General features: G+C 60.9%; 10 protein-coding genes and 1 tRNA gene. 6 read left to right on the top strand and 5 right to left on the bottom strand.

The genetic code is table 11. The features are described from left to right. Nucleotides 1–177: 177 nt before the first annotated feature. Nucleotides 178–2259: an excinuclease ABC subunit UvrB gene (uvrB, locus tag OTERR_RS07795; RefSeq protein ID WP_149425372.1), complete on the bottom strand. Its 2082-nt coding sequence runs from the start codon at nt 2257–2259 to the stop codon at nt 178–180. 155 nt (nt 2260–2414) lie between these two features. Between uvrB and OTERR_RS07790 the strand changes: the two genes are divergently transcribed. Continuing rightward, nucleotides 2415–3623 (top strand): amino acid aminotransferase, encoded by a 1209-nt coding sequence (locus OTERR_RS07790; protein ID WP_149425371.1) that lies wholly within the window; start codon nt 2415–2417, stop codon nt 3621–3623. 73 nt (nt 3624–3696) lie between these two features. Here the strand turns inward: OTERR_RS07790 and OTERR_RS07785 are convergent, their stop codons facing one another. Further along, entirely contained in the window at nt 3697–5301 is a 1605-nt protein-coding gene (locus OTERR_RS07785) for an AsmA-like C-terminal region-containing protein (RefSeq protein WP_187775332.1), read from the bottom strand. A 182-nt stretch (nt 5302–5483) separates the two neighbouring features. Here OTERR_RS07785 and OTERR_RS07780 point away from each other — a divergent pair. After that, nucleotides 5484–5559, top strand: a tRNA-Asn gene (locus OTERR_RS07780). A gap of 249 nt (nt 5560–5808) precedes the next feature. Here the strand turns inward: OTERR_RS07780 and OTERR_RS07775 are convergent. The 3 genes from OTERR_RS07775 to OTERR_RS07765 form a co-directional block, all read right to left on the bottom strand. Then, entirely contained in the window at nt 5809–6408 is a 600-nt protein-coding gene (locus OTERR_RS07775) for a DUF1318 domain-containing protein (protein ID WP_149425369.1), read from the bottom strand. Nucleotides 6409–6499: 91 nt separating this feature from the next. Then, nucleotides 6500–7810: a homoserine dehydrogenase gene (locus OTERR_RS07770; RefSeq protein ID WP_054620966.1), complete on the bottom strand. Its 1311-nt coding sequence runs from the start codon at nt 7808–7810 to the stop codon at nt 6500–6502. 44 nt (nt 7811–7854) lie between these two features. After that, nucleotides 7855–9084 (bottom strand): pyridoxal phosphate-dependent aminotransferase, encoded by a 1230-nt coding sequence (locus tag OTERR_RS07765; protein WP_187775343.1) that lies wholly within the window; start codon nt 9082–9084, stop codon nt 7855–7857. A 244-nt stretch (nt 9085–9328) separates the two neighbouring features. On the opposite strand from OTERR_RS07765, the gene OTERR_RS07760 reads away from it, so the two are divergent. From OTERR_RS07760 to OTERR_RS07745, 4 genes are all read left to right on the top strand, one after another. Further along, complete coding sequence (locus OTERR_RS07760) at nt 9329–9700, top strand: Mth938-like domain-containing protein (protein WP_149425367.1); 372 nt, start codon at nt 9329–9331, stop codon at nt 9698–9700. Nucleotides 9701–9786: 86 nt separating this feature from the next. Continuing rightward, nucleotides 9787–11439, top strand: a complete 1653-nt coding sequence (locus tag OTERR_RS07755) for a glycosyltransferase family 39 protein (protein ID WP_149425366.1) — start codon at nt 9787–9789, stop codon at nt 11437–11439. 18 nt (nt 11440–11457) lie between these two features. Continuing rightward, nucleotides 11458–11832: an SMR family transporter gene (locus tag OTERR_RS07750; RefSeq protein WP_054620970.1), complete on the top strand. Its 375-nt coding sequence runs from the start codon at nt 11458–11460 to the stop codon at nt 11830–11832. A gap of 17 nt (nt 11833–11849) precedes the next feature. Beyond that, nucleotides 11850–12977 (top strand): DegT/DnrJ/EryC1/StrS family aminotransferase, encoded by a 1128-nt coding sequence (locus OTERR_RS07745; RefSeq protein WP_149425365.1) that lies wholly within the window; start codon nt 11850–11852, stop codon nt 12975–12977. Nucleotides 12978–12988 lie beyond the last annotated feature (11 nt).

Raw genomic sequence — 12988 nt, 5'->3', positions numbered from 1 at the left:
CGCCTAATTCTTAATTACAGAATGCCACCCTAAGTGCCTTTGCGCAATTTGCATTGCAACATGGGCAATGGCCGACTAAGGATTCACTCGGCCAGCAAGGTTATTGAGCTAACATAGCAAGGTATTAGGGGCACGCGACCGCCACGGGACAACTGGCACTTGAAGAGCACTAGGGCCTCATTCCTCATCGTGAACTGCCGCCCCGAATGCTCTCTCCTTGAGCTTGAAAAGCTCATCACGGGCTGCAGCGGCTTTCTCAAATTCAAGATTCTTGGCGTGCTCCAGCATTGCTTTCTCCAACCGCTTGATTTCCTTGGCCACGGTCTTTTCATCCAGGGCATCGTAACGAGCCCGCTCTTGGGCAACCTTGTGGGTTTCCTGGGCGGCGTCGGCATCATAGATACCGTCGATGATGTCCTTGATACGTTTGCTCACGCCTTTTGGCGTGATGCCGTTAGCCGCATTGAACGCCATCTGCTTTTCGCGCCGACGACCGGTTTCGTCCATGGCGCGCTGCATTGAGTTGGTGATCCGGTCTGCATAGAGGATTGCGCTACCGTTGAGGTTACGCGCCGCCCGACCGATGGTCTGAATGAGGGAACGTTCGGACCGCAAGAAGCCTTCCTTGTCTGCATCGAGGATGGCTACCAGCGACACTTCAGGGATATCCAAACCTTCACGCAGCAGGTTGATCCCCACCAGCACGTCGAACTCGCCCAAGCGCAGATCACGGATGATCTCAACCCGCTCCACCGTGTCGATGTCCGAGTGGAGGTAACGCACACGCACGCCGTGCTCGCCCAGGTAATCGGTCAGATCCTCGGCCATGCGCTTGGTCAGGGTGGTCACCAGCACCCGTTCTTCCCGGGCGATCCGTTTGCGGATTTCCGAGAGCACATCGTCCACCTGGCTCATGGCCGGACGAACCACCACTTCCGGGTCGATCAGGCCGGTAGGCCGCACCACCTGCTCCACCACCTGGCCGGCGTGGGTCGCCTCATATTCGGAGGGAGTCGCCGAGACAAATACCGTCTGGCGCATCATCCGCTCGAACTCTTCGAACTTGAGCGGCCGGTTGTCCATCGCCGAGGGCAGACGGAAACCGTACTCCACCAGGTTTTCCTTGCGCGAACGATCCCCCTTGTACATGGCCCCCACCTGTCCAATGGTCACATGGGACTCATCAATGAACATCAGGGCATCGGCCGGCAGGTAATCGATCAGGGTCGGCGGAGGCTCCCCGGGTTGCCGCCCAGACAGATGGCGGGAGTAGTTTTCAATCCCCTTGCAGAACCCCAGTTCGTTCAGCATCTCCAGGTCAAACTTGGTGCGTTGCTCGATACGCTGGGCTTCCACTAGCTTGGCAGTGGACAGGAAATACTGGCTGCGCTCGCGCAACTCGGCCTTGATCGTCTCCACCGCCCGGAGCACCGTGGCCCGGGGGGTTACGTAGTGACTGGATGGATAGACAGTAAATCGCGGTAGCTTGTGCAGAATCTGACCGGTGAGGGGATCGAACACGGTCAGCCCATCGACCTCATCGTCGAACAAGCTGATGCGGATGGCGTGCTCGGCATGTTCGGCAGGAAAGATGTCAATTACGTCGCCCCGAACCCGGAAGGTGCCACGGCGGAAATCGATCTCGTTGCGAGTGTACTGCATGGTAGCAAGGCGTTCGATGATGTCGCGCTGGCCAATCTTGTCGCCCTTGCGGACGTGCAAAATCATGGTGTGATAGTCATCTTTGTCGCCGATACCGTAGATGCATGACACAGTGGCCACGATCACTACGTCGCGCCGCTCCAACAGCGACTTGGTGGCCGACAGGCGCATCTGCTCGATGTGCTCGTTGATCGACGAATCCTTCTCGATGAACAGATCACGGGAGGGAACGTAAGCTTCCGGCTGGTAGTAGTCGTAGTACGAGACAAAGTACTCCACCGCGTTTTCCGGGAAGAACTCATTCATCTCCGCGTACAACTGGGCCGCCAAAGTCTTGTTCGGGGCCAGCACTAGGGCGGGCCGCCCGGTGCGGGCAATGACGTTGGCCATGGTGTAGGTTTTGCCCGACCCCGTCACCCCGAGCAGGGTCTGGAACGACAATCCGTCCTCCAGACCTTCGATCAACTGGCGGATCGCCTCAGGCTGATCGCCGGCCGGTGGAAAGGGCTGGTGCAAGCGATAGGGGCTGTCGGGATAGGTAACAACCTTGGAGCTATCCACCGAGCGGTGTTCGGCAAGTTTTACGATTTCAGCCATGTTAAAATTTTGTGCAGTTCAAAGGCGGGCGCGCTGGAATTATCAGGGATAAGTTCCTGCCGTTGCCGTCTATTCTAGGGGTTAGTGACCGGCCTTTCCGGTTACGTTCCTGCCCTACCCCACTGTTTTTATTTTTGGAGCTTTCTGGAGCACCTATGACTTCCTCGATCTTCGCCGCCGTCGAGATGGCCCCTCGGGATCCGATTCTCGGACTGACCGAATCCTTCAACGCCGACACCCGCCCCACCAAGGTGAACCTGGGCGTTGGCGTGTACTACGACGACAACGGCAAGATTCCGCTGCTGGCCGCCGTCAAGGCTGCTGAAAAGGCCCGTCTGGAAGCGGCTCCGCCCCGTGGCTACCAGCCCATCGAAGGTCCGGCCACCTACACTCAGGCCGTGCAGAACCTGCTGTTCGGCGCCGGCTCCGATCTGATCGCTGCCGGCCGCGTGGTCACCGCCCAAGGTATCGGCGGCACCGGCGCCCTGCGCATCGGCGCCGACTTCCTCAAGCGCCTCAACCCGGGCGCCACGGTCTACATCAGCGACCCCTCCTGGGAAAACCACCGCGCCCTGTTCGAGGCCGCGGGCTTCCCTGTGGAGACCTACCCGTACTACGACGCGGCCACCCGCGGCGTGGACTTTGCCGGCATGAAGGCCAAGCTGCTCTCCCTGCCCGCCGGCTCGGTGATTCTCCTGCACGCCTGCTGCCACAACCCTACCGGCGCCGATCTCTCCGATGCCCAGTGGGAAGAAGTGGTCGCCGCCTGCCGTGAAAAGGGCCTGGTGCCGTTCCTCGACATGGCCTACCAGGGCTTTGCCGACGGCATCGACCAGGATGCGGTGGCGGTCCGCCTGTTCTCTGCCTCCGGCCTGCAGTTCTTCGTCTCCAGCTCTTTCTCGAAGAGCTTCTCCCTCTATGGCGAACGTGTCGGCGCCCTGTCCATCGTCACCGCCAGCAAGGAAGAGTCTTCCCGCGTTCTGTCCCAGGTGAAGCGCGTCATCCGCACCAACTACTCCAATCCGCAAATCCACGGCGCCGCCATCGTCGCCACCGTGCTGAGCAGCCCTGAACTGCGCGCCCAGTGGGAATCCGAGTTGGCTGGCATGCGTGACCGCATCCGCGCCATGCGCACTGGCCTGGTTGAAAAGCTGGCCGCCAAGGGCGTGGCCCAGGACTTCTCCTTCGTGGTCAAGCAGCGGGGCATGTTCTCCTATACCGGCCTGAGCGCCGATCAGGTGGCCGTGCTGCAGAAGGACTTCGGCATCTACGCCGTCTCCACCGGTCGCATCTGTCTGGCAGCCCTCAACGCCAAGAACATCGACTACGTGGCCGATGGTATCGCTCAGGTGCTGAAGGGCTGAGTTTCAGGCCTTTTTTCACCAATGAAAAACGCCCCGTTCAGGGGCGTTTTTCATTGCTACACCATCCTGCCAATTAACGGAGTCGGCGCAGCTGCGGGTCAGCGACCGTACCGCTCAGTTGCACCTGAGCCCGCAACCGATTGGCGCTGCCTCGCAGTTGAACGTCAAAAATACCCTCGAGCTTGCTCTCACCCTCGATGGATAACCGGCCCGTTGCACTGGCCAAGCCAGATTGCAGCGCCAAGCCACTTAGCTGGATATTCTTCGGATCACGGCGAATGCGCCCCTCCAAGCTGTCGAAGGTAGTCGCACCGCCACGGGAAAATGGACCCACTCCTGCACGGACCGCTTGCAGCAAATCGAGTGAGGCGACCTCCCCCTTGCCCGCAGAGATACTGCCCTCATAGCTCAAACCAGCCCACAGTGCCGCCCAATCTCTACCTTCGGCACGCACGGCCAAGTCGGCCGAATACGAGCCTTGCAACGCGATCCTAGAGCGTCCAAGCAACTCGGAGAAACGGGCGCCCGCCATATGACGCAGCGCCAGCCGCCCATCAAGCATCAGTTTTTCACCGTTTAGCTGTAACCTCCCCTCGCCCCGCCAGCGGCCATCCAGCGCCAGGACATCCAGCTTGCTCAGTGTCACCAGCATGGCGCCACTCGGTGCGCTGGAGATCAGCGCTTGCCCATCTACCTGATCGAGCTTCCAGCGCAACGCAGGATCTGGCTGCCAGTTCACGCCCTGCCAGGCTACCGTCACCCCGGCAGACGAAGCGGCAATGGTTGCGCGCAGCGACCTGTCTGTATTCGTTATAAGCGTCTGGCCCTCAGGGCCTCCCTGGGAATCGACGCTCCATCGTCCAGGAAGGTCCACGCTCCCCAAGCCAAGCGTCACCTCGTGCAGAACAATCCTGGCCCCCTGCCCTCCTCCCCCCAGCTTATCGCCGAGGGCATGAAGGCCCGCCGTGGCAACCACGGGCAGGTTCGCCCTTCTGACCTCGACACGCTTGCATAGCGGATGCCGAGAAAGGAGGCTGCTCCACTGAGGAACCAGCGCAACCTCCTCCAGACTCATGCCTCCATTGCCAGCTTTGATGCTCCCGGCCACCAACGCAGGCTGCCCAGCCCAGCCAAGATGCAGCTCACCGACCTCGACCGCCTGGCCAAGCACCTGGCCCACGGCTTCCGCCAGAAGGTGGCGATACCGTTGCTCGGGGACACCAAAGGATGCCCAGATCGCTCCGATCGCCAACAACAGCGCACCAAGCCCAATGACGCCGGGCCTGGGCAGGTAGTTTCGCCACCGAGAAAAATCAATCACGTTCAGGTTGACAGCCTTATTTTCCTTTTTAACTGGCGGAAGGCTTGGTGCAACAGGTGGCTCCTCCGGCCGGGTATCCTCCGTGCCTTCTTCACCCCCGCCAGCCAGAGATGCCTGCAAGAACGATTTTTCTGACTCCAGTAGCGGCTCAGCGGGAGCCATGCTCCCCGGATCGGCAGCATGCACCGAATGCTGTGCGGAGGTAGATTGAACCCATACCGAACTCCCCGCGCTTGCGGGGGCGATGAAACCATCACGCTCCAGTTCCTGTAGGGATTGCTCTACCAACTGGGCATTCCCCACCTTTGCCGACAACTCACCGACGGGCGCTTTACCATCGACCAGGATAAGCACCATACGGAGGTTTCGCTGCACCACACGCGTCCTCTGACGTATTGCCTCCTCACCGGCCGGAGTCTTGGAATAAACGAGGTTTTGGTCCATAAACAACATTCTCGCAAGAAAAGTGTTGACTTGGATACGCCAACCCCCTATTATTCGCGCTCTCGCAACGACGCAGACAACTGCAACGAAGCGATTCCCCGATAGCTCAGTCGGTAGAGCAACGGACTGTTAATCCGTGTGTCCCTGGTTCGAGCCCAGGTCGGGGAGCCAAATTCCAGAAGGGGCTCCGAGAAATCGGAGCCCCTTTTGCTTTGCGCTTTCCCCTGGCGCTTGCCCTCCGCGCCTCAATCCGACCCTAACATCAAAAACCCAACGATAGAAAGCCTATCCAGAGCAGTTTAAGGCCGCCAACCACCGTCTTTTTGGACAAGAACGTGTAATTTCTTGCCAGGCAGCGGAAAACTGACGAAAGAGGCGCAAAACCCGTAGTGCCCCACGATAAATCAACATACCTTTGCATCACCAGACAAAGCGGCTATTAATCGGTTGAGACTCTCGCACTGGCGGCACGTCGGCCGGCGTCTGTTTCTTGTGCCACAGCCGCGCCCTGTCCATGTACCACCAGCCGGAAGGCGATTGTTTCACCCACTCGGCTCCAAAGCTTTCCTGCTCATAGGGCAGCCAGGATTGAAGGTCGTCAGTGCCATGCCCGACCTCGCCCGAGGAGTGCGTATAAAGCTGAGCCCGATCCCGGTTCTCCTGGCGCACCAAGTCGCGCACCTCTTGCCGACGATCATCATCACGAATAGCGACAAAGCCCCCCAAGGTGTTGCCGATCACGCCTTGGACATACCACGCCTGCAAGCGCGGATAACGGTCGCGTAGGCAACGCACGACCCGACTCAGATCACCACCCTCGTAAGGCAGCCGATCCACCTCGCTATCGCCGCCCTGCCCATAGACCACGCGAACAACCGCCCTCGCCTCTTCCTGGGTACCTGCTGCACCGGTATAGAGCCCTACGCTGGTACAAGCAGATAGGACGACCAATCCGAGCAGCACGCCAAGCGCGCGCCACGGAGCCCGACGAATCCAGCCCATCAAAGGCAACGATGTCATACAGGGCCCTCCAACGAAAAAAGCCTGCGAAACAGTTTCGCAGGCTTTTTATCGGATGAGGAGCCCCCGTCAAGCGCTGGGGGCGAACACCTTACTGAAGATTTTCCAGGCGCAACCGGGTGACCTTACCCTGAACGACAGGAAGCGCTTCGACTTTGGCGATCGCGGCATCAGCCTGCTTCTCGACGCAGATATGGGTCAGGATGATGATGTCGGTCTGGGCTTCGCCTTCATCTGGCTCGCGCTGCAGCATGGCGTCGATGGAGATCCCCTCGTCTGCCAGGATGCGGGTGATGTCTGCCAGCACACCCGGCTTGTCCTCGACCCGCATGCGCAGATAGTAGGCGGTTTCCACTTCCGAGATGGGCAACACCGGCAAGTCGGCCAGTTGATCGGGCTGGAAGGCCAGATGCGGCACCCGGTTCTCCGGATCGGCAGTGGCCAGGCGCGTGACATCCACCAGGTCGGCGATCACGGCGCTGGCCGTCGGCTCGGCGCCGGCGCCCTTGCCGTAGTAAAGGGTGGCGCCCACGGCATCGCCCTGGACCAGAACGGCGTTCATGGCACCCTCGACGTTGGCGATCAGGCGCTTGGCCGGCACCAGGGTGGGATGGACACGCAGCTCGATGCCCTGTTCGCGACGCCGGGTGATACCCAACAGCTTGATGCGATAACCCAGCTGTTCGGCGTACTTGATATCGGTGGCATCGAGCTTGGAAATCCCTTCCACGTGCGCTTTGTCGAACTGCACCGGAATACCGAAGGCGATCGCCGAAAGGATCGTCACCTTGTGGGCGGCATCCACCCCTTCGACGTCGAAGGTCGGATCGGCCTCGGCATAGCCCAGTCGCTGGGCTTCCTTGAGTACGGTCTCGAACGACAAGCCCTTGTCGCGCATCTCGGAGAGGATGAAGTTGGTGGTGCCGTTGATGATGCCGGCGATCCACTGGATACGGTTGGCAGAAAGCCCCTCGCGCACCGCCTTGATGATGGGAATGCCGCCAGCCACGGCGGCCTCGAAGGCTACCATCACCCCCTTTTCCCGGGCCTTGGCAAAAATCTCGCTGCCATGGACAGCCAGCAAGGCCTTATTGGCGGTCACCACATGCTTGCCGTTTTCGATGGCCTTGAGCACCAGCTCCTTGGCCACGCCGTAGCCACCGATCAACTCCACCACGATGTCGATGTTGGGGTCGCTCACGACGGCAAAGGCATCGTCCACCACCTTGCAGGCGCCGCCTGTAATCGCTGTCGCCCGGGTCACATCCTTGTCGGCCACCACGGTAATCTGAATGGGGCGCCCGGCACGGCGAGTAATTTCCTCGGCGTTACGCTGCAAAACGGTGAACGTACCGCCCCCGACGGTACCGATGCCCAGAAGGCCGACATTGATGGGTTTCATAGAGCTCTTGCTTGTGGATGAAAGGAATAATTGCCGTTGTGGCGTCAGGCGTTGCCGTGACGCTTGCGATAACCATCGAGGAAGCGGGCGATGCGGCCGATGGCCTCGCGCAAATCGTCCTCATGGGGCAGGAACACCAGCCGGAAGTGATCCGGGTGGGGCCAGTTGAAGCCAGTGCCCTGAACCAGCAGCACTTTCTCCGCTTCCAGCAGTTCGCAGATGAACTGCTGGTCGTCGGCAATCGGGTACATCTTCGGGTCGAGCCGCGGGAACATGTACAAGGTCGCCTTGGGCTTGACGCAGGTTACCCCGGGGATGGCGGTAATCAGTTCATGGGCCAGATCGCGCTGGCGGCGCATGCGACCACCCGGGGCCACCAGGTCGTTGATGCTCTGGTAACCGCCCAGGGCGGTCTGAATGGCGAACTGCCCCGGCACGTTGGCGCACAGACGCATCGAGGCCAGCATATTGAGGCCCTCGATGTAGTCCTGGGCGTGGCGCTTGTCGCCGGACACCACCATCCAGCCGGCCCGGTAGCCGCAGGAGCGGTAGTTCTTGGACAGGCCATTGAAGGTGATGGTCAGCACGTCCTCGGACAGGGAGCCGATGGAGGTGTGGGTCACCCCGTCGTAGAGCACCTTGTCGTACACCTCATCGGCGTAGATGATCAGCTGGTGCTGGCGGGCGATCTCGACGATCTCGCGCAGCAGGTCGTCCGGGTACAGGGCCCCGGTCGGATTGTTCGGGTTGATCAGGACGATGGCCCGGGTGTTGTCGGTGATCTTGCTGCGGATATCGTCCAGGTCGGGCAGCCAGCCGGCGCCCTCGTCGCAGATGTAATGGCGCGGCGTACCGCCGGACAGACTCACGGCGGCAGTCCACAGCGGATAGTCGGGCGCCGGCACCAGCACCTCGTCGCCGTGGTTGAGCAGGGCGTTCATGGCCATCACGATCAGCTCGGACACGCCATTGCCGATGTAGATGTCCTCCAGCCCCACGCCCTTGATCTTCTTCTCCTGGGTGTAGTGCATGATCGCCTTGCGGGCGGAGAAGATGCCCTTGGAGTCGGAATACCCAGCAGAATTGGGCAGGTTGCGGATCATGTCCTGCTGGATTTCCTCGGGCGCGTCGAAGCCGAAGGAAGCCAGGTTACCGATGTTGAGCTTGATGATCTTCTGCCCTTCGTCCTCCATCTGCTTAGCTCGGGCCAGCACCGGTCCACGAATGTCGTAGCAGACGTTGGCAAGCTTGGCGGATTTCAGGATCGGTTGCATGGCAGTAGGCGCGTCTTGAGCGTCGGAAAAAGATTCGGTAAGCGTGCCGGAAGGGCTAGAGAGATCACTCATGTCGGTATCGGCCGAACGAGAGCGTTATACAACGCCCCTGCAACCGCCCCACCCGAAGCGCACCCGAAAGATGCGCGATCGACTAAAACGGCCCGGCCTATCTTGTCGGGAAAGCCTATAATCCTACCCTTTCTTAAGGCGTTGTGCATCGCAACGGAAGCACTCGGCACCGATGAAGCTCCACCTTTCCAGAACCGATGGCCTCTACACCTTCTCCGGGTACGGCGACGGCTACGTCACCGTTAACGGGAAGCGCCACGAAAGCAACCTGCTGGTCAGCCCAACCCGGCTCACCCCCGGATGGACGAGTCATGACTTCGACGCCTTGAGCGAGGATGATTTCGCACTGCTGGCCGCCACCGATGCCGAAATCCTTATTTTGGGCACCGGCCGGTCTTTCCGCTTCCCCCACCCGCGCCTGACCCAACCCCTGCTCGCGACCGGACGCAGTCTGGAAGCAATGGATACCCAGGCGGCCTGCCGTACGTACAACATCCTCGCTGCTGAGGACCGCAAGGTGATTTGCGCCTTGCTGCTGCCCTAACCAGGGATACTTGCTGCAAATTGCATGGCTTTCTCGTTACCTGGTGGTAACGCTCCCGGACACCGCATCATCAAAAGAAAAAACTAATGGAATCTCGTCGCCCGCGCTCTCTACTCCTATTTCTACTGATTGTGCTGGTTGTCTGGTTTGGCAACCTTGAATACCGCAAGCTGGTTCGTCCGGACGAGGGGCGCTACGCGGAAATCCCGCGGGAAATGGTCGTGAGCGGCGACTGGACCACCCCCCGGCTTAACGATCTCAAGTATTTTGAAAAGCCGGCCCTGCAATACTGGGCAACGGCGGTTTCCTATACGGTATTCGGCGAACACAACTGGTCCGCCCGCCTGTGGCCGGCCCTGACGGGTCTGTTCGGCATTCTCGCCGTCTGGCTTACCGGTGCCCGGTTGTTCGGCAAAAACGCGGGGTTTCTCGGCGCAGCGGCGCTTTCCGGCAGCCTGTTGTACGTCGTGCTTTCCCACGTCCTGTCCCTGGACATGGGGGTCTGTTTCTTCCTCAACCTGGCGGTGTTTGCCTTCGCCCTCAGCCGCCGTGCCGATATCAGCACCAGCAGCGAACGGAATTGGCTTTGGCTAGCCTGGATCGGCCTGGGCTTGGCCGTGCTCTCGAAAGGCTTAATCGGGCTGGTACTACCCGGTGCCGCCCTGGTGCTCTACTCGTTGGTCCAGCGGGATTTCGCCTTCTGGCTGCGCATGCGCTGGTTGTCGGGCCTGGGCCTGCTGTTACTGGTTACGGTGCCCTGGTTCGTCGCTGTTAGCCTGAAGAACCCGGAGTTCTTCCATTTCTTCTTCATCCACGAGCATTTCGAGCGGTTCCTGACCAAGGTGCATGGGCGCTACCAGCCGGCCTGGTACTTCATTCCGGTGCTGCTGGTCGGTTTCATGCCCTGGGTCACCCTGTTCCTGGCCGAATGCTGGAACATTGTGCGCACGCCCGGGCGTGGCCGCGGCGAGTTCCGCGCCGATCGCTTCCTGCTCATCTGGGCAGTGGTGATCTTCGGGTTCTTCTCCGCGTCCCACTCCAAACTGATCTCCTACATTATTCCGCTCTTCCCCGCCGGAGCGATCCTGGTTGGCCGGGCCATCGACCGCACTTCCGGGCGCAAACTGCGCTGGCACATGCTCCCAGTAGTGCTGTTCGGCCTGATCTACGTTGGGGCCGCGCTGTGGGTGCCGAACCTGGAGTCGATCCGTAACGACAACCCCGATGTTCCTGCCTACCAGCCTTGGCTGATCGGCGCAGCGGTAATCCTGACGGGATCGGCCATTGCCGGCTTCATCCTGTTCCAGCGCGAACGCAAAACCTTTGCAACCATGGTGGTGGCCATCGGCGGCCTGGTCTGCGCCCAGCTCACCCTGAGCGGCCACGAGACCCAGCGCGAATCCATGTCGGCCTGGGACATCGTGCAGAAGGTCAAGCCCTACATGGATGACAGCCTGCCGTTTTACAGCGTAAACACCTACGACCAGACGCTGCAGCCCTACCTCAAGCGCACCACGACCATGGTGCAGTACAAGGATGAGCTCGATTTCGGCATCCAGCAGGAGCCGGAAAAGTTCATCCCGGACGTGCCCAGCTTCGTCAAGCGTTGGGAGGCCGACAAGCAGGCCTTTGCCTTGCTGCCGCCGGACACCTTCAATCAATTGCAGGCCCAGGGCGTGCCCATGGAGGTCCTGGCCAAGGATTCCCGCCGGGTGATCGTCCGCAAGCCCCAGCCCTGATTCACCCCATTTCCCCTCATGACTGCCATCAGCTTCGCCCTCATCCTCACCGGCGTCCTGCTCAACGCCGCGGCACAGTTGCTCCTCAAGGCCGGCACCAATGCTGTCGGCCATTTCGACTTTCAGCTCGACAACGTCCTGCCCATCGGCCTCAAGCTCGCCTTCGAGCCCCACATCATGGGCGGCATGGCCTGTTATGCCGTCAGCCTGGTGGTATGGATCATGGCCCTCTCCCGGGTGCCGGTGTCGATCGCCTATCCGATGCTCTCCATCGGCTACGTCATCAACGCCTTCATCGCCTGGCAATGGTTCGGCGAACCCCTGGCCACTCAGAAACTCATGGGCATCGGCTTCATCATCGTCGGCGTCTGGCTAGTCGCCCGTTCCCACTAAGCGTCAAGGTTATCGCCATGGATTTTCTGCCCTTCACTCGCCCCAGCATCGACGAGGAAACCATTGCCGCCGTGGCCGATGTGCTGCGCTCCGGCTGGATCACCACCGGCCCCAAGTGCCAGCAGTTCGAAGCCGAACTCTCTGCCCTGTGCGGCGGACGCCCGGTCAAGGTTTTCAACTCTGGGACACTGACCCTGGAAATTGCCCTGGAACTGGCGGGGATAGGCCACGGCGATGAAGTCATCACCAGCCCCCTGACCTGGGCTGCCACCGCCAACGTGGTAGTCAAGCGTGGCGCCCGCCCGGTCTTTGCCGACATCGACCCCGCCACCCGCATGCTCGACCTGGCCAAGGTCGAGGCCGCCATCACGCCCCGCACGAAGGCCATCATTCCAGTAGACCTGGCCGGTCTGCCTCTGGACCGCGACGCGCTCTACGCCCTGGCTACCCGCCATAAGCTGCGGGTGATCGAAGATGCAGCCCAGTCCCTGGGCGCCAATTGGAACGGCACGCCCATCGGCCAGGCCTTCGGCGACAGCTCGGGTTTTGTCTCCTTCAGCTTCCACGCCAACAAGAACCTGACCACCTGCGAGGGCGGGGCGCTGGTGCTACCCCCCGATGTGGAACCGGCCAAGGTGGACCGGTTGCGCCTGCAAGGCGTGCAGCGTTTTCCCGATGGCACTCTCGACGTGGACATGACCGGCCACAAGGGCAACCTCACCGATGTCGCCGCGGCGGTTGGCCTGGGCCAGCTGAAGCGCCTTGATGAATTCACCGCCCGCAGGCGCGTGCTTGCCCAACGCTATTTCGTTGCCCTGCGTGCCGCCGGCCTGGCGCAGCTGCTCGGTTTGCCCCTGGAAGATTTCACCCAATCCAACTGGCACATGTTCCAGGTGCTGGTGCCTGCCGGTCACGACCGTGCGGCCCTGATGGCCGGTTTGAAGGAACAGGGCATCGGCAGCGGCGTCCATTACCCTGCCCTGCACCTCACCACCCTCTACCGTCGTCTTGGCTGGCAAGAGGGGGATTGCCCGGTTGCCGAAGACATCGGCCGGCGTATTTTGACCCTCCCCCTTTTCCCGGCCATGGCGGACTCCGACGTGGATCGGGTCGTCGCCGCCCTGGCCACCCTGCTGCTCCGCTGAATCAATACCAA

It is taken from the genome of Oryzomicrobium terrae, from assembly GCF_008274805.1.
In the GTDB taxonomy this organism is placed as follows: domain Bacteria; phylum Pseudomonadota; class Gammaproteobacteria; order Burkholderiales; family Rhodocyclaceae; genus Oryzomicrobium; species Oryzomicrobium terrae.
This window is presented reverse-complemented; position numbering and strand designations above follow the sequence as displayed.